Origin of the sequence: Acidocella sp. MX-AZ03 (assembly GCF_027626035.1) — a bacterium.
In the GTDB taxonomy this organism is placed as follows: Bacteria; Pseudomonadota; Alphaproteobacteria; order Acetobacterales; family Acetobacteraceae; genus Acidocella; species Acidocella facilis.
The window spans coordinates 3,031,594-3,052,234 of the sequence record NZ_CP110774.1 but is presented as its reverse complement, the minus strand read 5'-3'; the positions used below and the strand labels follow the sequence as shown (position 1 = coordinate 3,052,234).

19 protein-coding genes, 1 tRNA gene and 4 pseudogenes are annotated in these 20,641 nt (G+C 65.0%); 8 read left to right on the top strand and 16 right to left on the bottom strand.

The features are described 5' to 3' along the window. Positions 1-66: 66 nt before the first annotated feature. Complete coding sequence (locus tag GT370_RS16865; protein WP_008495027.1) at positions 67-303, top strand: DUF1272 domain-containing protein; 237 nt, start codon at positions 67-69, stop codon at positions 301-303. Here the strand turns inward: GT370_RS16865 and GT370_RS16860 are convergent. The 5 genes from GT370_RS16860 to GT370_RS16840 form a co-directional block, all read right to left on the bottom strand. Further along, complete coding sequence (locus tag GT370_RS16860; RefSeq protein WP_270183427.1) at positions 289-1,068, bottom strand: CDP-alcohol phosphatidyltransferase family protein; 780 nt, start codon at positions 1,066-1,068, stop codon at positions 289-291. The genes GT370_RS16865 and GT370_RS16860 overlap by 15 nt on opposite strands. Positions 1,069-1,205: 137 nt before the next feature. Beyond that, positions 1,206-1,922 (bottom strand): phosphocholine cytidylyltransferase family protein, encoded by a 717-nt coding sequence (locus tag GT370_RS16855; RefSeq protein ID WP_008495025.1) that lies wholly within the window; start codon positions 1,920-1,922, stop codon positions 1,206-1,208. Next, positions 1,919-3,055: an inositol-3-phosphate synthase gene (locus GT370_RS16850; RefSeq protein WP_008495024.1), complete on the bottom strand. Its 1,137-nt coding sequence runs from the start codon at positions 3,053-3,055 to the stop codon at positions 1,919-1,921. The genes GT370_RS16855 and GT370_RS16850 overlap by 4 nt, the downstream gene beginning before the upstream one ends. Positions 3,056-3,391: 336 nt before the next feature. Continuing rightward, positions 3,392-3,553, bottom strand: a complete 162-nt coding sequence (locus GT370_RS16845) for a hypothetical protein (RefSeq protein ID WP_270183426.1) — start codon at positions 3,551-3,553, stop codon at positions 3,392-3,394. Positions 3,554-3,647: 94 nt separating this feature from the next. Then, complete coding sequence (locus tag GT370_RS16840) at positions 3,648-4,265, bottom strand: glycosyltransferase (protein WP_270183425.1); 618 nt, start codon at positions 4,263-4,265, stop codon at positions 3,648-3,650. Positions 4,266-4,520: 255 nt separating this feature from the next. On the opposite strand from GT370_RS16840, the pseudogene GT370_RS16835 reads away from it, so the two are divergent. The 4 genes and pseudogenes from GT370_RS16835 (at position 4,521) to GT370_RS16820 (ending at position 8,239) form a co-directional block, all read left to right on the top strand. Further along, positions 4,521-6,258 (top strand): annotated as a pseudogene (locus tag GT370_RS16835) (fatty acyl-AMP ligase). A 7-nt stretch (positions 6,259-6,265) separates the two neighbouring features. Further along, entirely contained in the window at positions 6,266-7,297 is a 1,032-nt protein-coding gene (locus GT370_RS16830) for a DUF1176 domain-containing protein (protein ID WP_008495020.1), read from the top strand. Continuing rightward, a pseudogene (locus GT370_RS16825) lies at positions 7,239-7,601 on the top strand (NAD-dependent epimerase/dehydratase family protein); the annotation flags it as partial. The gene GT370_RS16830 and the pseudogene GT370_RS16825, both read left to right, overlap by 59 nt. Then, positions 7,547-8,239 (top strand): NAD-dependent epimerase/dehydratase family protein, encoded by a 693-nt coding sequence (locus GT370_RS16820; protein ID WP_333490093.1) that lies wholly within the window; start codon positions 7,547-7,549, stop codon positions 8,237-8,239. The pseudogene GT370_RS16825 and the gene GT370_RS16820, both read left to right, overlap by 55 nt. A gap of 145 nt (positions 8,240-8,384) precedes the next feature. Here GT370_RS16820 and GT370_RS16815 read toward each other — a convergent pair whose 3' ends face one another. From GT370_RS16815 to GT370_RS16775, 9 genes are all read right to left on the bottom strand, one after another. Then, positions 8,385-8,723, bottom strand: coding sequence for an EamA family transporter (locus tag GT370_RS16815; RefSeq protein ID WP_270183424.1), 339 nt, complete (start codon positions 8,721-8,723; stop codon positions 8,385-8,387). After that, complete coding sequence (locus GT370_RS16810) at positions 8,720-9,277, bottom strand: EamA family transporter (protein WP_270183423.1); 558 nt, start codon at positions 9,275-9,277, stop codon at positions 8,720-8,722. The genes GT370_RS16815 and GT370_RS16810 overlap by 4 nt, the downstream gene beginning before the upstream one ends. A 10-nt stretch (positions 9,278-9,287) precedes the next feature. Next, the gene (locus GT370_RS16805) at positions 9,288-10,418 is read right to left on the bottom strand and encodes a hypothetical protein (protein WP_008495017.1); all 1,131 of its coding nucleotides are present in this window, start codon (positions 10,416-10,418) and stop codon (positions 9,288-9,290) included. Next, positions 10,418-11,194, bottom strand: a complete 777-nt coding sequence (locus GT370_RS16800; protein ID WP_008495016.1) for a sterol desaturase family protein — start codon at positions 11,192-11,194, stop codon at positions 10,418-10,420. The genes GT370_RS16805 and GT370_RS16800 overlap by 1 nt, the downstream gene beginning before the upstream one ends. A gap of 151 nt (positions 11,195-11,345) precedes the next feature. After that, positions 11,346-12,725: a DUF2029 domain-containing protein gene (locus GT370_RS16795; protein ID WP_008495015.1), complete on the bottom strand. Its 1,380-nt coding sequence runs from the start codon at positions 12,723-12,725 to the stop codon at positions 11,346-11,348. Positions 12,726-12,852: 127 nt separating this feature from the next. After that, positions 12,853-14,448, bottom strand: a complete 1,596-nt coding sequence (locus tag GT370_RS16790; RefSeq protein ID WP_008495013.1) for an isocitrate lyase — start codon at positions 14,446-14,448, stop codon at positions 12,853-12,855. A gap of 159 nt (positions 14,449-14,607) precedes the next feature. Continuing rightward, positions 14,608-15,171, bottom strand: coding sequence for a molybdenum cofactor guanylyltransferase MobA (gene mobA / locus GT370_RS16785; RefSeq protein WP_008495012.1), 564 nt, complete (start codon positions 15,169-15,171; stop codon positions 14,608-14,610). Between the two features lie 87 nt (positions 15,172-15,258). Further along, positions 15,259-15,334 (bottom strand) — tRNA-His (locus GT370_RS16780). Positions 15,335-15,361: 27 nt separating this feature from the next. Then, positions 15,362-16,543, bottom strand: a complete 1,182-nt coding sequence (locus GT370_RS16775) for an aminotransferase (RefSeq protein ID WP_039885509.1) — start codon at positions 16,541-16,543, stop codon at positions 15,362-15,364. A 302-nt stretch (positions 16,544-16,845) separates the two neighbouring features. On the opposite strand from GT370_RS16775, the gene GT370_RS16770 reads away from it, so the two are divergent. Both GT370_RS16770 and glnA read left to right on the top strand, forming a co-directional pair. Then, positions 16,846-17,184, top strand: coding sequence for a P-II family nitrogen regulator (locus GT370_RS16770; RefSeq protein WP_008495010.1), 339 nt, complete (start codon positions 16,846-16,848; stop codon positions 17,182-17,184). 120 nt (positions 17,185-17,304) lie between these two features. Next, positions 17,305-18,735, top strand: coding sequence for a type I glutamate--ammonia ligase (gene glnA, locus GT370_RS16765; protein ID WP_008495009.1), 1,431 nt, complete (start codon positions 17,305-17,307; stop codon positions 18,733-18,735). A 159-nt stretch (positions 18,736-18,894) separates the two neighbouring features. Here glnA and rdgB read toward each other — a convergent pair. Together rdgB and GT370_RS16755 are read right to left on the bottom strand one after the other, a co-directional pair. Further along, positions 18,895-19,465, bottom strand: a pseudogene (gene rdgB / locus GT370_RS16760) (RdgB/HAM1 family non-canonical purine NTP pyrophosphatase). After that, positions 19,462-19,982, bottom strand: a pseudogene (locus GT370_RS16755) (YqgE/AlgH family protein). The pseudogenes rdgB and GT370_RS16755 overlap by 4 nt, the downstream one beginning before the upstream one ends. Before the next feature lie 179 nt (positions 19,983-20,161). Here GT370_RS16755 and GT370_RS16750 point away from each other — a divergent pair. Further along, positions 20,162-20,641, top strand: a complete 480-nt coding sequence (locus GT370_RS16750; protein ID WP_008495004.1) for a peroxiredoxin — start codon at positions 20,162-20,164, stop codon at positions 20,639-20,641.

Below are 20,641 nucleotides of genomic sequence, written 5' to 3'. Positions count from 1 at the left end.
AATCCTGGCTTGCCTGATCCGTTTCGATACATCATTATGGTTGTATAACGAAAACGGGACGCCCCCATGCTCGACCTTAGGCCGAACTGCGAATGCTGCGATATCGATCTGCCGCCAGAGAGTGAGACCGCGCGCATCTGCAGCTTCGAATGCACATTCTGCGCGGCCTGCGCCGAGGATCTGGGCGGGCTCTGCCCGAATTGCAGCGGCAATCTGGTGGAACGGCCGATCCGCCCGGCGCGGATGCTGGCGAAATACCCGGCCTCGTCGCGCCGGGTGGTCAAGCTTTCAGGCTGCGCCTGACCCGCTCCGCTGGCCGATCTGCTCCAGGAAAGCCTGGTACTGCACCTTCTGCGCCTCCAGCAGCACGATCAGGATGGCGCTGAAACCGATGATCTCGAAGACGAAATACAGCACCGGCAGCTTCACCAGCGCGGCAAGGAACAGGCCCAGCGTGCGGTAATTGGCGCAGAGCACGCCCCAGCGGCGGGTCACCGGGGCGAAGCGGGCGCGGTAGGCTTCGCGCAAGGCCGCCTCCTGCCGGGGCTTTGAGATCAGGATGGCGGCGAAGACGCGGTGAAATTCCGCCGCCCCGCCGGAGGCCCAGAGCTGCACCCGGGCATAGAGATGATGCAGGCGCCCGGCGATGCCTTTTGGCTTCGCATCCAGCCGCGGCAGCGCCGCCGAGGCCCGGCCCCAGCCCCAGAAATTATAATCCTGGCGCTGCATCTCATACGACGCCGATTGCACCGCATGGGCGACACCGGAGAGGGCCACCAGCGCCCAGGCCCAACCGCCCATGAACCGGCTCATCGCCAGCGCCAGCCCGACATAGACGGCGGTGAAGGTGACATAGTCGCAGATGCCGTCAAGGATCTTGCCGAGCTCGGAATAACGCTTGGTCAGCCGCGCCAGCTGGCCGTCGGCACCATCCATCACATGCCAGGCCAGCATCAGCAGGAAGCCCAGCACGGCGCAGCCGGTGCTGCTGTAGAAATGATAGGAGACACCGGCCAGAATCCCGCAGCCCATGCCGAGCAGCGAAACAATATTGGGCGAAATCCCCATTTCGCGAAAAGCGGCACCAGGGCGGCGGAGATCGGGTGGATCAGATAGAGGTTGGTCGGGTCCTCGATCTCATAGGTGCGCCGGATCGGATCGGCCGCGCCGGCACTGGTGGCATCGCTCACGATATCTGGACCTTCTTACAGCCGGCCTTCATCCAGCAGCGCCTCGGCCTTGCCGAAGGCGATCGGATCATCGACATCCACCCAGAGCCGGTCGCCGATATCCAGCACCCGCGCCTTGCCCCAGCCGGCCAGCACGTTCATCGCCCCGGAAATGCTGTCATCGCCGCGGGTCTGGGATTCTTCCAGCGCGTCGAACATCACCGGGTTGCAGCGGAACACGCCGGTATCGAAGCAGTTAAAGTCGCGGATCACCTTGCCGATATGCTTGAGCACATCGCCCTCGGATTTGACGCGGGTGACGTCTTCCGGGTCGTTCAGCGGGTTTTCGATATTGAAATCCACGCCCAAAGTGACCGTATCCGGCTCGGCCTTGGCCTCGATCAGCCGGCGCAAAATCTGTGGGTCGACGAGATGGTCGCACATGGTGAGCAGGAACGGCTCATCCAGATATTGCTTGGCCGCGAGCACGGAGACGCCGTTGGCGCGGTCCCAGGCGCGGTTATGGATGCGTGTGATATGGATGCCGGAGCGGCGGGAGAATTCCCCCAGCCGCGCCTGCAATTCCTCGGAACGATAGCCGGTGACGACGAGAAACTCCTCGATCCCGGCTTCGCGCCCATTGCTGATGACGCGCTCGATCAGCGGCACGCCGCGAATCGGGATGAGCGGTTTCAGCTCCCCCTTTTCGCGCAGCCGCGTGCCCTGGCCGGCGGCGACGATCAGCGCCTTCATTCGGCGGCGGTGACGGCCAGCAGCGGACGGCAGGTGCGGATGAACTCTTCGGTCATCTCATGCGCGATGTCGTCAGTGTACTGCACCGGCGGGTGCTTGCAGAAATAGGCGGAGGGGCCGGCCAGCACGCCGCCGACACCGGCTTCCAGCGCCAGCTTGCAGCAGCGCACCATGTCGATGACGACACCGGCGGAGTTCGGGCTGTCCTGCACCGAGAGGCGCAGTTCCAGATCCATCGGCACGTCGCCGAACTGCAGCCCTTCCATGCGGATGAAGGCGATCTTGTTGTCGTTCTGCCAGGGCACATAGTCGGACGGGCCGATATGGATGTGCTCTTTCTGCATCCGCTCCTTGGCCACGGCCTGCACGGCTTCGGTCTTGGATTTCTTCTTGGAGACCAGGCGCTGCTGGTTCTTCATGTTCAGGAAGTCGGTATTGCCGCCGGTGTTGAGCTGATAGGTATTGATCAGCTTCACACCGCGCTTGGCGAACAGATCCGTCAGCACGCGGTGGGTGATGGTGGCGCCGACCTGGGATTTGATGTCGTCACCGATGATCGGCAGGTTGGCGGCCTCGAACTTGTCCGCATAGGCCTGATCGCTGGCGATGAAGACCGGCATGTTGTTGACGAAGGCGCAGCCGGCTTCCAGGGCGCAATCGGCATAGAAGCGCGCGGCAGCTTCAGAGCCCACCGGCATGTAGTTCAGCAGCACGTCGGCCTTGGTGGCCTTCAGCTCGGCGACGATCTCGTCCTTGCTCAGCTCTTTCGCGTCGGAACGCACAAAGGTGCGGTCCTCGTCGTAATCGGCCATGTGTTCGGAGATGCCGTCCAGCACCTGGCCCATCTTCACGATGGTGCCGGTGGCGGGAATGTTCGGCTCGAACACCTTGGTGCAATTCGGCTTGGCGAAGATCGCGGTGGCGACATCCTGACCGACCTTGCGGGCATCGACATCGAACGCCGCGACCACGCGGATATCGTTGGGCTGATAGCCGCCGATCTCGGTGTGCATGAGGCCGACCACGCCTTCGGCGCAGCGCTCGGGCGTGTAGTAATAGATGCCCTGGATCAGGGAGCTGGCACAATTGCCGATGCCAGCGATCGCGATGCGGATGCCGCCGTTCTTCGCCATAATCAACCTCGTCTCTCGCTAAATTCCGCCGACGGGCAGGATGCCGCCAGCTTGACCAGACGCCAGGACGCACGCCGGCCGCGCCAGCAAAGCTGGCGGGGACTGTAAACAGAACCGGGTACGCGCTCGTCTCTCAACCTTGTAACCAAAGGCCTCCTGCCACTCGCAGCCCTGCCGGGGATTGGCACCGGGCCTCCCGCCTCTTGCGGAAAACCCTGGACGGACTGCAGGCACTTGCGGGATGAGTCCGAACTCTGCGCGGTAAGTAAGTCAGTCTCGTAGCTGTTTCCGTCATGTGTCGCAAGTATGACAAGCGCGTAAGACGCCTGGACGGGCTCAATCTTGTGGGGCGAGGGCGGGCAGAAGCCGGTCCGCCAGGGCGCTGAAAAGCTGGGTGGTGCGGTGGGCGCGGATATAATCCGGGCTGATTTCAGCGACATAGGGCCTGGTGCGGACCGAGCCATACCAATGCGCGACCCTGGTTTGCGGGCTGAGCACGCGGGCCAGCGCGGCCTGGGCGTGGCGCGTGGGGCGGAACCAATGTTCCGAGATTTCCGGCGGGAGGGGTAGAAAACCGCCGGTGCATGAATGGTCAGGTCCGGCACCGGGCGGCTTCCAGCAGGGATTGGTAGAGATCCGGCCCCAACGCGTAAGCACCGGGCGCGACATCGCCCGGTAGCGCCGCCATGGCGCGCAGCACGGCGGCGAAGAAGGGCGCGCCGGGCGTGGCCCCCATCACCGCGTTATTCACCGCCGGCGCGTACCAGCCTTCCACCAGCCGGAAGAACCGCCAGCCGCCGGGCAGCAGGCGCAAGGTTTTGCGCAGCACATCCAGCCCCAGATGCTTGGCCCAGAGTCGCGGTGAACGCGAGGCGCGCACCCATTCCGGCCAGACGATCCGCTCCGCGCCGAGAAACTGCGGGACATTCAGCAAAGGCGTGAGCGGCGCCACGGTGAGGGTATCGACATCCAGATAGACCCCGCCCTCCTCGAACAGGATGGCGGCGCGCAGCATGTCCGCGCGCTGCACCGGGCTGCTCAGGCGGGCATAGAGCCGGGTCAGGCCGGGGGCGAGGCCCAGCGCCGCCTCGACGCGGGCGAGGCGGCCTGGCGCATCCTCGCGCACCAGCTGGATGCCGGCCGCCTGCAGGGCCTCGAGCACCGGGCCGGGCGCCAGATCATCGGTATGATGCAGGCAGACGCCCTCCATCCCCCGTGCGCGGCGGCGGAGAGCAGCGCCAGGCCGTGCGCCCAGGCCAGCTTCGGACCGATCCAGCAGAATCGCGCAATCGCGGGGATGGACATGGAGATTTGGTAATCCAGCAAACAAAATGAAGCGGTTAGCCAAGGCTGGCTAGGCGGCGGCGGGGCGCTCTGTCAACCGTGCCAGACGCCAAAGCCATTGCCATTCCCTTGTGAGTCTGTTAGCGCCAAGCGATGGCACCAACGGTAAATTCCAGGCAATATGACTGAGCCGACCCCGACTCACCATCCCGGGCAGCCCAAGCGTATCGCCGATTTCGGCACTTTGGCCGAGGCTCTGGACTATGCCGCGTTGGGCCCAACCGGGCTGAATTTCTATTCCGGCAAAGGTGTCCTCACCGAATCCCTGCCTTATGCCCGCTTGCGTATGCAGGCGTTGGAGCTGGCCCGCAAGCTGCTGGGTGCGGGTTTGCAGCCGGGGGATCGCGTCGGGCTGCTGGCCGAGAGCGATGGGGATTTCGCCCGCGCCTTCTTCGCCTGCCAATATGCCGGGCTGGTGCCCGCCCCACTGCCCTTGCCCGCGGCGTTTGGTGGCAAGGAAGGCTATATTTCCTTCCTGCGCCGGATGATCCAGGCGGCCGACGCGCATGCCGTGTTCGGCCCCGCCGTGCTCTCCGACTGGCTGGCCGAGGCCGTTGACGGGCTGGGGCTGAAATGCGCCGGGCTGATCGCGGATCTCGCCGACGCGCCGATGGTGCCGCAGGAGCGCCTGCCCGCCCCGAGGCCCTGGCCTATCTGCAATTCTCCTCCGGCTCCACCCGCTTTCCGCTCGGCGTGGCGGTGACGCAGGCGGCATTCATGGCCAATGCGCATTACATGGCCAAATACGGGCTGCAGGTGAATGAGGATGATCGCTGCACCAGCTGGCTGCCTTATTACCATGATATGGGGCTGGTCGGCTTCCTGCTGATGCCGATGGCCTGCCAGCTTTCGGTCGATATTCTGCCCACCCGCGAATTCGCCCGCCGGCCGCTGCTCTGGCTGCAGCTGATCACCCGCAACAAGGGCAGCATCTCCTTCAGCCCCTCTTTCGGCTATGAGCTCTGCGCCAGGCGCGCCCAGACCGCCTCGACCGCGGATCTCGATCTCTCCTCCTGGCGGCGTGCCGGGATTGGCGGGGACATGATCCGCCCGGCGGTGCTGACCCGCTTCGCGGCACGCTTTGACGCGCATGGCTTCGCCCCACCGCCTTCATCCCCTGCTACGGCATGGCCGAGGCGACGCTGGCGCTGAGCTTCAGCCCGGATGGCCAGGGCGCGCGCGAGGATGCGGTGGACCAGCTGGTGCTGGAGCAGGAACACCGCGCCGTGCCGGCGAATGAGAATAGTGCGCGCACCCGGCATTTCGTCGTCTGCGGGCAAATGCTGCCCGAACATGAGGTCCAGGTGCGCGGCGAGGATGGCGGCTTGCTAGCCGAGCGTGAGGTCGGGCGCATCTATGTGCGCGGGCCGAGCCTGATGCTGGGCTATTTCGGCGCCCCGGAGGAGACCGCGCGCGTGCTCTCCGCCGAGGGCTGGCTGGATACCGGGGATCTCGGCTATCTCACCGGCGGGCAGATCGTGATCACCGGGCGGGCCAAGGATCTGGTCATCGTCAATGGCCGCAATGTCTGGCCGCAGGACCTGGAATGGGCGGCCGAGGCGGAGATCGCCAGCTTGCGCAGCGGCGATGTCGCGGTGTTCTCGGTGGATCATGGCGAGGATGAGGAGGTGATCGTCCTCGTGCAATGTCGCGCCACGGAGGATGCGGCCCGCCAGGCGCTGGTGGAGGATCTCACCCGCTTCTTCCGCGGCCGCCAGGGGCTGGAAACCCGGGTGGTGCTGGTGCCGCCGCACAGCCTGCCGCAGACCTCGTCCGGCAAGCTCAGCCGCTCGCGGGCGCGGGCGATGTATCTGGACGGCGCCTTCCAGCTGCGCGCCACCGCCACCGCCGCGGAGTAGAGCCGCGATGCGCCGGCTCGCTCTGCTGGCCTGGCTGCTGCCGGGATTCGCCTGGGCGGGCGGGGCGGCGCCGTTCTACCATGAATATAAAAGCTGGATCATCGCCTGCGATAACGGGCTGAACTGTGAGGCCAAGGGGCTGAACAGCGACGGCACGGACCAGCAGGCGACCATCGACTTCACCCGCGCCGGCGGGGCGGATGGCACGGCCGAGCTGGACATTATTTCCACCACCACGCTGGGGCTGAACGATCTGAGTCTGGATGGCGGCCCGCTGAAGCTGGGTGCAGGCTGGCGCAGCGTCACGCAGGACGGCGTCACCACGCTGAGCACCGATGATGCTACCGCCATCCGTGCCTTCGTGCAGGCGGTGCGCAACGGGCATGAGATTGAGCTTCCGGGTGAGACGGCGGTGCCACTGGACGGGTTTTCGGCGGCGATGCTGAAAATAGATGCCATTCAGGGACGTGTCGGCACCGTCACCGCGCTGCTCAACCAAGGCGCCAAGCCGGCCAGCGACGTGCCGGCCCCGCCCGCCTTGCCGCTGCTGCCGGCACGCAAGATCACCGCGACGCTGGCGCCCGGCGAGGCCGCAAAGCTGATCGCCCTGGCCAACGGCAAGGCAGCGGCGCTGCAGGCGGATGAGTGCGAGGCGGATGCCGCCCAGGCCATGCCCCCGGAGGCGCACGCGCTGAGTGACGATAAGGCGCTGGTGCTGCTGCCCTGCATCATGGGCGCGTATCAGGGCAGCATGTTGGGCTTCATCGTGGGGCGAGGGGATGGCAGCGTCACCGCCTTACATCTGCCCTTGCCCCTCCCCGGTGACAGCGACGATACCGACCTGACCAGCCCGGAGTTCGATCCGGCGCGGGGCCTGTTGGCGATGTTCGCGAAAGGCCGGGGCATCGGCGATTGCGGCACGGCGGCGAGCTGGATCTGGGACGGGCGCCGCTTCGTGCTGGCCAGCCTGACTTTCCAGGATGCGTGTGGCGGCGCCACGGCGGACTGGCCAGTGCTCTATCAGACCCGTGGTAACTGAGGCACCGCTTCTGGCGCTGACCGGCGGGACGGGGTTTCTGGGTCTGCATCTGGCCCCTGCCCTGTCCCGCGCCGGCTTCCGGCTGCGGCTGTTGAGCCGGCGGCCGGTGGAACATCCTGCCCTGGAGGGGCTGACCTTCGAGACCGTGCGCGGCGCGCTGGAGGATGAGGCGGCGCTGGCGGCCTTGGTGCGCGGCGCGGATGTGGTGGTGCATGGCGCCGGGCTGATCAAGGCGCGCAGCCGGGCCGAATTTCTGCGCGGCAACCGGGATGGCACTGCGGCGCTGGCGCGGGCGGCGCGGCTGCACGCGGCGGGGCACGGTTTATTTTCATCTCCTCGCTGGCGGCGCGCGAGCCGGGGCTTTCACCTTATGCGTTCAGCAAGCGCGCGGCGGAAGAGGCGGCGCGGGCGGCTTATGCGCAGGCGCCGGACCAGCTTGCCATCGTCCGGCCGCCGGCGATCTATGGGCCGTGGGATCGTGAGAGCCTGGCGATGTTCAAGGCGGCAAAAGGGCGTATCGCGCCGGTGCTTGGCGATAGCAAGGTGGCGGTGATCCATGCCGATGACGCGGCCGGGGCGATCACGGCGCTGGCCGGGGCTGGGTTTCGCCCGGGCTGCTTCGCGCTGGCGGATGCCCAGGCGCAGGGCTACACGCTGCGCTTTGTCGCGATGCAGGCCGGGGCGGCGATGGGTGGGGCGCCGCGTCTGGTGAAATTGCCGGCGTCTTTGGTGCTGGCGGCGGGGGCGCTCTCCGGCGCTGCCGGATGGCTGCGCGGCGCGCCACCGATCTTCACACTGGGCAAGGCAAGGGAGATATTGCATCCGGACTGGTCGGTGCCCGCACAGGAGCTATTGCCACGTGAGATCTATGCGCCGCGCATCGGGCTGGCGGAGGGCTTTGCGCAAACGGCCGCCTGGTACCGGCAGGCGGGCTGGGTTTAGGAACATTTGCAAAAGTTTTTGGGGTGTGGGGACTTTTTTCAAAAACTCCCCACGAACGTTCGGGTGGTGGCAACGCCGTCGCCACCACCCGACCTCTCTTGGCCCTTTTTGAAAAAAGGGCCAAACCCCAAAAACTTTTATAAATTCAGGTTTCCAATATCGGCGGCGGCGGCGTCACCGGCGCGGTCAGCGCGCTGCCGGCGGAGGCGGCCATGATGCACAGCATCGCGCCCCATTGCAGCCAGGTCAGGCGCTCGCCCAGCACCAGAAACCCGGCAAAGGCGGCAATCGCCGGGGCAGCGCTGAGCAGGATGGAAAACACCCGGGCGGAGAGGCGCTTCATCGCCTCCATCTCCAGCGAATAAGGCACCGCGCTGGAGAGCAGCCCGACCGCGAGCGCGATGCCGAGCTGCCAGGGGCGCAGCTGGCCGAAATTCAGTACCGCGGCGCCGAGTGGGGCGACGAGGAGGGCGGCGACGATCATCCCCCAGGTGACCGCATTCGCCCCAGGCTGGCGGCGACACGCTTGCCGGCGACGATATAAAGCGCCCAGGCCGACGCCGCCGCCAGGGCGAAGGCGATGCCGAGCGGGTTCAGCCTGTCCTTCACATGCAAGGGCAGCAGCAGCGCCAGACCAAGGGCCACCACCAGCAGCCAGAGAAAATCCCGTGGCCGGCGCGAGGAGAGCAGCACGATGGCGAGCGGCCCGGTGACTTCGATGCCGACCGCGATGCCGATGGGGATGCGCTGAAAGGCCTGGTAGATGGCGAGGTTCATCGCCGCCAGCATGGCGCCGTAGAGCAGCAGCGCCGGCCGGGTGGAGGGTGGCGGCACACGCTTCCAGGGGGCGCGCAGCGCCACCAGCAGCAGCGCCGCAAAGGTGACGCGCAGGCAGGTGACACCGGCCGGGCTGATCACCAAAAAAAGCGATTTGGCGAAGGCCGCGCCGAGATTGACGGAGCTTTGCGAGCCGAGCACGGCCAACAACCCGACCAGCCGCTGATCCTGCTCTGGCTTCACCACGCGCTCCAGCTCCAAAATTTGGTGCTTACAGCCCCGCCTCGAACACCCGGTAGGTCTTGTACGGCGCCGCCTTCAACCCTTCGATCATCCGGCGCATCGGCATATTGTCCTCAAGAATCCAGGACAGCTCGATATGGGTATAACCCAGCTGCCGGCCTTCGCGGCGGACCATGTCGATCATCAGATAGGGCAGCAGGCTGCCCAGCATGTCCTTCGCCGCCGAGCGGCGCACGCCCATCAGCGGCACCCGCGCGGTCTTCACCCCCGAGACCTTCAACCGCCAGAGCAGCTTGGCCCAGCCGAAAGGCAGGATCTTGCCGTTCAGCCCCTCGATCGCCTCGTTCAGATTGGGCAGCGCGATCATGAAGGCCACCGGCTCGCCGTCGCGCTCGACCAGGCTGGTCAGACGCGGATGCAGCAGCGGCTTCAGCGATTTGGAGAGATAGTCCGTCTCCGCCTCGGTCAACGGCACGAAGCCCCAATTCTGCGACCAGGCATCGTTGAAGATGGAGGTGACGTTCTTGATCTCGGCGGGCAGGTTTTTCATGTCCATCTGGCGCACGGTGATGCCGGGCGGCAGCGGACGGGCGAGCAAACGCTGCACCGATTCCGGCAGCTCCTCGCGGATATCGTAGAGATAGGCGATGACATCCTTGGCCTTGGCGAAGCCGAGCGTTTCCAGATTTCGCGCCACATAAGGCAGGTCATGCGGCATCAGCAGCATCGGCTTGCTGGCGAAGCCGTCGATCAGCGCGCCGGTTTCCTCGTTGATGTTGAGGTTGAACGGGCCCTGCATCACTTTCATGCCGCGTTGGCGCAGCCAGCCAGCGGCGGTTTCCAGCAGCGTCTGGAACAGGTCCAGATCATTCTCCGCCGCCAGCATGCCGAACAGGCCCGGCGCCTCCGGGTTCAAAGACTGCGCCAGCGTGTCGATCTGCGCGGAGATGCGGCCGACATCGCGCCCATCTTTCACCGCCAGCCAGAACTGCACCTGCGCATGGCCGAAAAACGGGTTCTTCGGCCCCAGCGCTTCCTCGCGCTCCATATGCAGCGGGGCGATATAGGCGGGGTCGTTCTGGTGCAGCCGCTCGGGCAACAGGATGAAGCGTTTGAGGAGCTTTTTATCCGTCACCGGGACAATTTGAATATCCTGCATCAGGCGGGGCGCTTTCCTTGTTCGTCCGTGGCACCAGGGGGGCGGTCACGCGGGGGGCTGCCGGTCAGCTCCATCACCCAGGGGTAACGCTTCGCCTGCTCGACATCATAGCCGAGATTGAACACGGTCGGGCTGCGGCCGCGCTCCTGGTAATAGGAGCCGAAAATCTTGTCCGGCAGGAAGGAGACGATGCCGTAATTGCCGCTCTCATCCTGGAAATGATGCAGCAGATGGTCGCGCTTGAGCATCTGCACGAAGCGGTTTTTCGGCTTGTAGTTCAGATGCTGGATGCAATGGAAAAACTCATAGACGCAGGTGGTCACCAACGCCGTACAGATCGCCGTCGCCGCGCCGGCCCAGCCGCCCAGGGCGAAGCCGATCGGCAGGGTGATGATCGCCATGGTCGGGATGGTGTTCAGCGGATCGCCGAACAGCACTTCGAGCTTATGCGGGTCCTGGTGATGGTCGAAATGGATGCGCTTCCAGAGCGCCGCACTCCAGCGCATCCGGTAGAGCCAGCGCCCATGCAGCACGAAACGGTGCAGCCCGTACCAGACCAGAGGATAGACGATCAGCACCGCGACGATCGGCAGCACGATCTGCGCCCAGTGCCGGACGGTGAAACCGGCATAGAGCCCTGCGGCGAGCGCGATGGCCGCGTAGAGATTGATCGCAGGATAGGTGATGTAGGCAGCCCAGAGCTCCGGCAGGGTCATTTTGCCGAGGTCATAGGAACGGCCATGCCAGGCCCGGCCCCAAACGAGTTTCTTTGCCATGCCTTGGTCCGATCATCTCCGGAAAGATTGCAAGGAACGGGCATGCGCCCTGCCCCCGTCAGGGCAAAGCGCTTACCATGCGGGGTTCGGGCCTGGCAAACTGGGGGCAAACTGGGGGCAAACTGGGGGCAAACCGGGCGATGCCGCACGGCTAGCGCGGCACCCAGAGCGAGAGCGTGCGGCCCTGCTGAAGCGGGCGATAATCCTGGTGCAGGATGGCCAGAAAGTCAGGGGTGAATTGCGGGCGATGGATGGGCCGGTCGGTGGCGCCGACCTGCACCGCGACGAGGCTGTGGCTGCGCAGCAGCGTGTCGATCTGCGCCGCCGAGAGCTTGTCGTCGCGGATGCGGCTGGCGACGAAATAGGGCGAGAAAGCCGATTGATGCCCGGCTTCGGTGCAAAGCAGCAGGTTTTCGCACACCACCGGGCCCTTGATGGCCTGCAACACCGTGCGCGCGGCGGCGAACTCTGCCCGCGCCTGGGGCAGGGCGTCCAGCTCGCGCCAGGCGGAGAGGCTGGCCATCGGCAGGAACAAAAGCGGCCAGAGCAAGGCCCAGCGCCGCCAGCCACCCTGCGCCGCCCCCGCCATCACCGCCATCAGCGTGCCCAGCCAGAGCGCCTCGAAAAACACGTTCAGCCCGACGCCATCGCCGCCGGAGAAGCCGATGCCCAGGACCAGCGCCACGATCAGCGCCAGCAGGCAGGCCTGGGGCGCTGGCTCGCGCCGCCCTTGCCAGCCCCAGCCGAGGGCCAGCGCCAGCAGCGGCCAGAAGCGGACGAGGAAACTGCCGGTCTGGGAGGCCATGTCCTGCCAGGAAAAGGCGCGCGGGGCGAGCAGATGCGCGAAAAAATACGGGCCGTCGAACCGGAAGCTGAGCCAGAGCAGCGCATCCGCCAGCCCCATACCGGCCGCCAGGAAGAGGCCCAGCTCGGCCCAGCGCCGCTGCCAGAGCAAAGCGAGCCCCACCCCGATCGGCAGCGCCAGCAAAGAGTGTTTGGTGAACAAGGCCAGTACGAACAGAAAGGCGACCAGCCAGAGCGGGCCGCGCCGCAGGAACAGCACGAACCCCGCCATCTCGGCCAACATGCCGAGCAGCTGCGGGTCATCCACCGCGACCCGCACCGGCATGAACAAGGCCAGGAAGAGGATGAAGCCCAGCCCGGCGCAGGCGCCGGCCCAGGCCTGGCCGCAAAGCCGCGCCACCAGCGAACCCGCCAGCCCGCCCAGCCCCAGCAGGGCCAGCAGCGCCAGCGCCCGGCCGGTGAAAAGCGGGTCCAGCCCCAGCGCGCTGAGTGCGCCGATCAGATGGAAGGAGAGCGGCGGGTAATTGGTGAAATCCAGCCCCGGCGGCTGCCCATAGAGCTGCACATGTGCCGCCGCGCGCAATGCCCGCACAACATTCCAGCCCTCATCCGAATCGATTTCCACATCGGCCAGCCCGCGCGCCAGCAGCGGCGCCAGCAGGGCGAGCGCGCCGAGCCCAAGCAAGGTGAGATAGAGCGTCCAGAAATGCCGGATGATGCGGGACATGCGCGGCTCTTATGGGCTGCGGCGGGCTTTGCCCAGCGCCGGGCGATAAAAAACGGCCCGGACGAGGCCGGGCCGTTCACAAGTTGAAAATCGTGCGGTTCTTGCGCCGCACCTGAAGGGGGGGCGGTTACGCCGCGAACTGGTTCATCGTGTTGTGCACGCCGCCGGCCTTCAGCGCGGCCTCGCCGGCGAAATACTCCTTGTGATCGTCACCGATGTCGGAGCCCGACATGTTCTGGTGCTTCACGCAGGCGATGCCCTGGCGGATCTCCTGGCGCTGCACCCCGGCAACGTAGCCCAGCATGCCCTGCGCGCCGAAATATTCCTTGGCCAGATTGTCGGTGGACAGGGCCGCGGTGTGATAGGTCGGCAGCGTGATCAGATGATGGAAGATGCCGGCGCGCTGCGCCGCGTCGCGCTGGAAGGTGCGGATCTTCTCATCGGCTTCCAGGCCCAACGGGGTGGCGTCGTAATCAGCGCTCATCAGCTTGGCGCGGTCATAGGCCGAGACATCCTCGCCCCGTGCCTTCATCGCATCGAAGACCTGCTGGCGGAAATTCAGCGTCCAGTTGAAGGACGGGGAATTATTATAGGCCAGCTTGGCGTTGGGGACGACTTCGCGGATGCGGTCGACCATCGAGGCGATCTGCTCGATATGCGGCTTCTCGGTCTCGATCCAGAGCAGGTCGGCGCCGTTGTTCAGCGCGTTGATGCAATCCAGCACGCAGCGATCCGCCCCGGTGCCGGCACGGAACTGGAACAGGTTGGAGGGCAGACGCTTCGGACGCAGCAGCTTGCCATTGCGGGTGATCAGCACATCGCCATTGCCGATCGTGGCGGTATCGACCTCGTCGCAATCCAGGAAGGCATTATACTGGTCGCCAATATCGCCCGGCTCCTTGGAGAAGGCGATCTGCTTGGTCAGGCCCGCCCCCAGGCTGTCCGTACGGGCGACGATAATCCCGTCCTCGACGCCCATTTCCATGAAAGCGTAGCGCAGAGCGCGAATTTTCGCGACAAAATCCTCATGCGGGACAGTGACCTTGCCATCCTGATGGCCGCACTGCTTTTCGTCGGAGACCTGGTTTTCGATCTGCAGCGCGCAGGCGCCGGCCTCGATCATCTTCTTCGCCAGCAGATAGGTCGCTTCGGCATTGCCAAACCCGGCATCGATATCGGCGATGATGGGCACGACATGGGTTTCGAAATTGTCGATCTTGCTCTGGATCTCTTTCTGCTTGGCGAGATCGCCGGCGTCGCGTGCCGCGTCCAGCTCGCGGAACAGGCCGCCCAGCTCACGCGCATCGGCCTGGCGCAGGAAGGTGTAGATCTCCTCGATCAGCGCCGGGACGGAGGTTTTCTCATGCATGGACTGGTCGGGCAGCGGGCCGAATTCGGAGCGCAGGGCGGCGATCATCCAGCCGGAGAGATAGATATAGCGGCGCTTGGTGGTGCCGAAATGCTTCTTGATGGAGATCATCTTCTGCTGCGCGATGAAGCCGTGCCAGCAGCCGAGCGACTGGGTGTAGTTCGCCGGGTCGGCGTCGTAGGCCGCCATGTCCTCGCGCATCACCTTGGCGGTGTAGCGGGCAATATCCAGCCCGGTGCGGAAACGGTTCTGCAGCCGCATGCGGGCCACGGCCTCCGGGGAAATTCCGTCCCAGGTGCCGCCCTTGGCGGCGATCAGTTCGCTGGTGGTACGGATGCTATCTTGGTACGACATTTGGGTCTCCGCTGAACGTCCGGAATGGATGGTTGCGGCAGTTCAAATACACCCGGTTTTGCGGCGCGTCAGAAGGTTTTGTGAAAAAACCCGGTAAATATGTGAAAGCCTGCACTCACTTCGCATATGCAGCGTAAATCTTTTACAGGCCGTTGAAATTCAGCCGAAACCCGAGAGATCCTCAGGTCTGTTGAGGTTGGCGAAGGGGTCGGCGGGGGCTGTAAAATGCACCTGGCGGGCCTGGCACAGGGCCAGCGCGTCGCGGACTTTGAATTTAGCGTCCTGGCGCAGGAAATTTTCCAGAGCGGGCAGGAAGGCGACCGGCCAGAGGGCGGCGAGGTGGTGCTGGCGCCCGGCATAGACCGCGACGGACGGGCCGGGGGCGAGGTCGGCCGCCAGGGTGGCCGGAAAGAAGGGCGTGTCCACCGGGATGGTGAGCAGGAAATCCGCCCCCTGCGCGGCGGCCCAGGCCAGCCCGGCCTGCACCCCGGCCAGCGGGCCGCAATGGGCGAACTCCGGCGCGTCGGGCAGCACCGGCAAGCCAAAAGCCGCGAAGCGGGCAGGATCGCCATTGGCGGAGAGGGCGATAGGGGCGGCCTGCGGGGCCAGGCGCTCCAGCACATGCGCCAAAAGCGGCCGGCCTTGCAGCAGGATCAGCGCCTTATCCGCGCCCCCCATGCGCGTGGCTTTGCCCCCAGCCAGAATCAGCGCGGCAACAGCCATGAACCACCCGGGCGCAAAGGAGCAAAAGTTTTTTGGGGCGCCTTTTTTTCAAAAAAGGCGTATCTTCGCAAATTTATAAGGGAAACCTGGGGCGAACGACGGGGATTGAACCCGCGACAACCGGTACCACAAACCGGCGCTCTACCAACTGAGCTACGTCCGCCATCCAGGATGGGGCCAAGTAGCGCGGTCAAGCCAGCGCCGTCAATGGGGTTTTGGCCACCCAGCGTTCGAGCCGGCGCAGAGCCTCCTCCAGAACCGGGATCTGCTTGCAGAAGGCGAAGCGCGCATAATGGCGCGGCGCGGCGCCGACATAGAAGGCGGAAACCGGAATCGCCGCCACCCCGGCCTCCTGGGTGATCATGCGGCAGAAGGCGACATCATCGCCCTCGAAGCCCAGCGGTGAAAAATCTGCGGTGATGAAATAGCTGCCCTGGGCCGGCAGGGTGCGAAAACCGAGCCGGGTGAGGCCGGCATCCAGCAGATCGCGCTGCGCCTGCAACCCGCCGGCCAGGCCGTCGAAATACGCATCCGGCTTGCCCAGCCCGTAGGCGACGGCGCGTTGCAGATTGGGCGGGGTGGTGAAGGTGAGGTTCTGGTGCGCCTTGGCCACCACGCTCATCAGCGCGGCGGGGCCGGAGATGTAACCCACCTTCCAGCCGGTGAGGGAGAAGGTTTTGCCGGCGCTGCCGATGCGCAAGCTCCGCTCGGCCATGTCCGGCAGGGTGGCCAGCGGCACATGCCGGGCGCCGGCGAAGACCAGATGCTCATAGACCTCGTCGCACACCGCATAGGCATCGTGCCGGCGCAGCAGGGCGGCGATGAAGGCCAGCTCATCGGGGGTGAAGACCTTGCCGGTCGGGTTCATCGGCGAGTTCAGCAGCAGCGCCTTGGTCTTCGGCCCGAAGGCGGCTTCCAGCTCGGCGCGCGGCAGCTCCCAGTTCGGCGGTTCCAGCCGGACCAGCCTGGGGACGGCGCCGAGCAGCTTCACCACCGGCAGATAGGTGTCATAAAGCGGCTCGATCAGCACCACCTCGTCACCCGGGTTGAGCAACGCCATCAGGCTCGCGGTGATCGCCTCGGTGGCGCCGGAGGTGACGACGACGCCGTGCACCGGATCGATCTCCAGCCCGTAGAAACGCTGGTTGGCCGCGGCGACGGCGGCGCGCAGCTCCGGCAGGCCGGTCAGCGGCGGATATTGGTTGCGATGGTCCAGCAGCGCCTCGGCCGCCGCCCGCACGATATCCTCCGGGCCCTCGGTATCCGGAAACCCTTGGCCGAGATTGATCGCCTGATGCTCGACCGCGAGCGCGGACATCACAGTGAAGATGGTGGTGCCGGTCGCGGCCAGCAGCGCATTCACAGGTTTCACGGCATCCAAATCCTAAACTCGGGCAGCAGGATTTAGCCGCCCAAAGCGCAGGCGGCAAGATTGCTCAAAATTTAGGCCGAAATCGCCGCCGCTTGAGCAAAACCGCGTTTTCGCCTTTGATGCGATTGCCGCAACCGCGGCACCGCGCGGAAAATCGTTCTGGCATGGCTTGTGCAAAGCGTAATTTCGTCAGCCCGTTGGCTGGCGTGCGCTTGCCCACCTGATGCCGGGGCGGGGTTCCAAGCGTGCTGTCCGACGAAACCAGAGGAGGACGCAGGGGCCCCGGGCCCGGCGTAAACCAGATGAAGAAGATCGAAGCGATCATCAAGCCGTTCAAGCTGGATGAAGTGAAGGAAGCGCTGCACGAGGTTGGCCTGCAGGGCATCACTGTCGTCGAAGCCAAGGGATTTGGGCGTCAGAAGGGCCATACCGAGCTCTATCGCGGCGCCGAATATGTTGTGGACTTCCTGCCGAAGGTGAAGATCGAAGTGGTGTGCGACGACGCGGTCGTCGAGCGCGCCGTCGAGGCGATCACCAACGCCGCCCGCACCGGGCGCATCGGCGATGGCAAGATCTTCATCTCCTCCATCGAAGAGGCCATCCGCATCCGGACCGGCGAAAAGGGCGAGGCAGCGGTCTAACCACCATTGCCAAGCAGCCCGGCATGTTTAACATGCCGGGCGCTACGCGTTTCAAGGGCGGTCCGCATGGTGCGCGCCGCTTGGCCTCAACGGGTAACAATTATTAACGGGGTAAAGTCTATGGCTAAGAAGGCCGAGGGCGGCGATGCCGTCGCCAAAGTTCTGAACATGATCAAGGAGAACGGGGTCGAGTATGTCGATCTGCGGTTCACCGATCCCAAGGGCAAGTGGCAGCACACCGCGCAGTACGTTTCCACCGTGGACGAGGACAGCCTGAAAGACGGCTTCATGTTCGACGGCTCCTCCATCGCCGGCTGGAAGGCGATCAACGAGTCCGACATGATCCTGAAGCCGGACCTGGACAGCGCCGTGCTGGACCCGTTCTCGGCCAAGCCGAGCCTGATCCTGTTCTGCGACATCGTCGAGCCCTCCACCGGCCAGGGCTATGCCCGCGACCCGCGCTCCACCGCGAAGAAGGCCGAGGCTTACCTGAAGTCCACCGGCATCGGCGATAGCGCCTTCATCGGCGCGGAAGCCGAGTTCTTCATCTTCGACAACGTGAAGTTCGGCACCGGCGGCAATTACGGCATCTATCAGCTCGATTCCATCGAGGGCCCCGGCTCCTCGCTGAAGGATTATCCCGAGGGCAATATGGGCCACCGCCCGGTCGTCAAGGGCGGCTATTTCCCGGTCCCGCCGGTGGATAGCGAATCCGACCTGCGCGCCGAGATGCTCTCCGCCATGGGCGAGATGGGCCTGCCGATCGAGAAGCATCACCATGAGGTGGCGCAGTCCCAGCATGAGCTGGGCACCAAGTTCGCGTCCCTGACCACCATGGCCGACCAGATGCAGATCTATAAATACTGCGTCCACAATGTCGCCCATTCCTACGGCAAGACCGCGACCTTCATGCCGAAGCCGATCTATGGCGATAACGGCTCGGGCATGCACACCCATCTGTCCATCTGGAAGGCCGGCAAGCCGCTCTTCGCGGGCAATGGTTATGCGGATCTGTCCGAGACCTGCCTGTACGCCATCGGCGGCATCATCAAGCACGCCAAGGCGATCAACGCGTTCTCCAACCCGTCCACCAACTCCTATAAGCGTCTGATCCCGGGCTTCGAGGCGCCGGTGCTGCTGGCCTATTCCGCCCGCAACCGCTCCGCCTCCTGCCGTATTCCGTACACGACCAGCCCGAAGGCGAAGCGTGTCGAGGTGCGGTTCCCGGATCCGACCTGCAACCCCTACCTCTCCTTCTCCGCGATCATGATGGCGGCGATCGACGGCATCAAGAACAAGATCCACCCGGGTGACCCGATGGACAAGGATCTGTACGACCTGCCGCCGGAAGAGCTGAAGGACATCCCGACCGTCTGCGGCAGCTTGCGCGAAGCCCTGGGCGCCCTGGAAGCCGACCACGAGTTCCTGCTCGCCGGCGACGTGTTCTCCAAGGAGCAGATCGAGAGCTATATCGAGCTGAAGTGGAAGGAAGTGTACAAGTTCGAACACACGCCGCACCCGGTCGAGTTCGAGATGTACTACTCCGCGTAAGTCACGCGAAACGGCGCCGAAAGGCGCCGTTTTTTGTTGGAGACAACATGGGGGATTTTTTGAAAAAAATCCCCCATACCCCCTTAAAACTTTTGCCACTTTGGGGCGGGGGCGCGGCGAGACAAAGCCAAATAAAAAGGCCCGGAATGGGGCCTGTTTTTATTTGGCGGCGAGCACGGCTTCGATTTGTTCGAAGGCTCTCGCGCGGTGGCTGATGCTTTCCTTTTCATCGCCCAGCTCGGCATAGGTCTGCTCATAGCCGTTGGGAATGAAAATCGCGTCATAGCCGAAGCCCCCTCGCCGCGCGCTTCCGGGGCGATGCGGCCCGGCGCTTCGCCGATATAGGTGGCGGTGCTGCCATCGGGCTGCGCCAGGCACAGCGCGCAGGTGAACCAGGCGTCCCAGACATCCTTGGATTTCGCGGCGGCGATGATCTTGGCGAAGGCGCCGGGATAATCATCCCCCGCATAGCGGGCGGAGAACACGCCGGGCTGGCCGTTCAGCGCCAGCACCGACAGCCCGGAATCATCCGCCAGCGCCGGCAGGCCGGAGGCCTTGGCGGCGGTGAGCGCCTTGATCCGCGCATTGCCAGCGAAATCCCGCGCCGTTTCCGACGGGCTGGGCAGCCCCAACTCCCCGACGAGGTCACGGTGAAGCCGAACGGCGCCAGCAGCGTGATGAATTCCTTCAGCTTGCCGGGATTATGGGTGGCGATGACGATCTGTTTCATGCCTGGCCCGCATCGCCCGAAAGCATCCCGGGGTCAATCTTTAGCTTCGCCAGGCCGCGCTGCCATTTGCGCTGGTAATTCGCATCGAACAAAATCGCATCGTCCGCCGGCACGTTCAGCCAGCTATTCTGGCGGATCTCATCCTCCAGCTGCCCCGCCCCCAGCCGGAATAGCCCAGCAGCAGCCTGGCTTTTTCCGGACCTTCGCCACGGGCGATCGCCTGCAGCACATCCATGCTGGCACTGAGCACATGGTCGCCATCCACATTCAGGCTGCCCTCGCCGATCCAGTCGGCCGAATGCAGCACGAAGCCGCGATGATCCTCAACCGGCCCGCCCTGCCCCATCGGCAATTCGCGCTGAGGTGGATTCGGCTCGACATTCAATTGCTGCATCAAATCACCGAATTTCGGCTTGCGCAGCTGGCGGTTGAGCATCAGCCCCATCGCGCCCTCCTCATTATGCGCGCAGATGAAGATCACGCCTTGCGCGAAGCGTGGATCGCGCAGGGAAGGCATCGCCAGCAGCACCTGCCCGGTCAGCCAGGAGGGCGGCGGTGAGGGGGAAATCTCTCGCTCCGTCATCATCTGATTATAGGCGGCCCGCCTCGCCTCGGCCAGCCCGGGCGGGATCGGCTTCACGCCAGCCATCAGTTGGCTTACAACGGGTTTATTCATTCACCGTAAACAGGCAGACAATGATCAATATCGGGGACAAGATTCCGGCCATGAAGCTCATGCTGGCCACGCCGGACGGGCCGCGCGAAGCGGATACGGCGGAGCTGCTGGGCACCGGCAAGGTCGTGCTGTTCGCCGTTCCCGGCGCCTTCACCCCCACCTGCAGCGCCAAGCACGTGCCCGGCTTCGTCAAGCTGGCGCCGGAGCTGAAGGAGAAGGGCGTGGACCGGATCGTCTGCATGGCGGTGAACGACGCCTTCGTGCTCGGCGCCTGGGCCAAGGACCAGAAGGCTGGCGAGGCCGTGCAGTTCCTGGCCGACGGCTCCGCCGCCTTCACCAAGGCGCTTGGACTGGAGCTGGATCTGGTCGCGCGCGGCATGGGCATCCGCAGCCAGCGTTTCGCGCTGGTGCTGGAGGATGGCGTCGTCACCAAGGTCGCGGTCGAGGAGCCGGGTGGCTTCGAGGTCAGCCGCGCCGAGGCCATTCTCGAATCCCTCTGA

Bases quoted from the DNA above. Each gene is read 5' to 3' on its own strand.
- GT370_RS16800 (WP_008495016.1), bottom strand. From the start codon at position 11,194: ATGGCAAAGAAACTCGTTTGGGGCCGGGCCTGGCATGGCCGTTCCTAT.
- GT370_RS16750 (WP_008495004.1), top strand. From the start codon at position 20,162: ATGATCAATATCGGGGACAAGATTCCGGCCATGAAGCTCATGCTGGCC.
- GT370_RS16840 (WP_270183425.1), bottom strand. From the start codon at position 4,265: ATGGAGGGCGTCTGCCTGCATCATACCGATGATCTGGCGCCCGGCCCG.
- glnA (WP_008495009.1), top strand. From the start codon at position 17,305: ATGGCTAAGAAGGCCGAGGGCGGCGATGCCGTCGCCAAAGTTCTGAAC.
- GT370_RS16770 (WP_008495010.1), top strand. From the start codon at position 16,846: ATGAAGAAGATCGAAGCGATCATCAAGCCGTTCAAGCTGGATGAAGTG.
- GT370_RS16815 (WP_270183424.1), bottom strand. From the start codon at position 8,723: ATGATCGTCGCCGCCCTCCTCGTCGCCCCACTCGGCGCCGCGGTACTG.
- GT370_RS16860 (WP_270183427.1), bottom strand. From the start codon at position 1,068: ATGGGGATTTCGCCCAATATTGTTTCGCTGCTCGGCATGGGCTGCGGG.
- GT370_RS16865 (WP_008495027.1), top strand. From the start codon at position 67: ATGCTCGACCTTAGGCCGAACTGCGAATGCTGCGATATCGATCTGCCG.
- GT370_RS16790 (WP_008495013.1), bottom strand. From the start codon at position 14,448: ATGTCGTACCAAGATAGCATCCGTACCACCAGCGAACTGATCGCCGCC.
- mobA (WP_008495012.1), bottom strand. From the start codon at position 15,171: ATGGCTGTTGCCGCGCTGATTCTGGCTGGGGGCAAAGCCACGCGCATG.
- GT370_RS16830 (WP_008495020.1), top strand. From the start codon at position 6,266: ATGCGCCGGCTCGCTCTGCTGGCCTGGCTGCTGCCGGGATTCGCCTGG.
- GT370_RS16795 (WP_008495015.1), bottom strand. From the start codon at position 12,725: ATGTCCCGCATCATCCGGCATTTCTGGACGCTCTATCTCACCTTGCTT.
- GT370_RS16855 (WP_008495025.1), bottom strand. From the start codon at position 1,922: ATGAAGGCGCTGATCGTCGCCGCCGGCCAGGGCACGCGGCTGCGCGAA.
- GT370_RS16805 (WP_008495017.1), bottom strand. From the start codon at position 10,418: ATGCAGGATATTCAAATTGTCCCGGTGACGGATAAAAAGCTCCTCAAA.
- GT370_RS16850 (WP_008495024.1), bottom strand. From the start codon at position 3,055: ATGGCGAAGAACGGCGGCATCCGCATCGCGATCGCTGGCATCGGCAAT.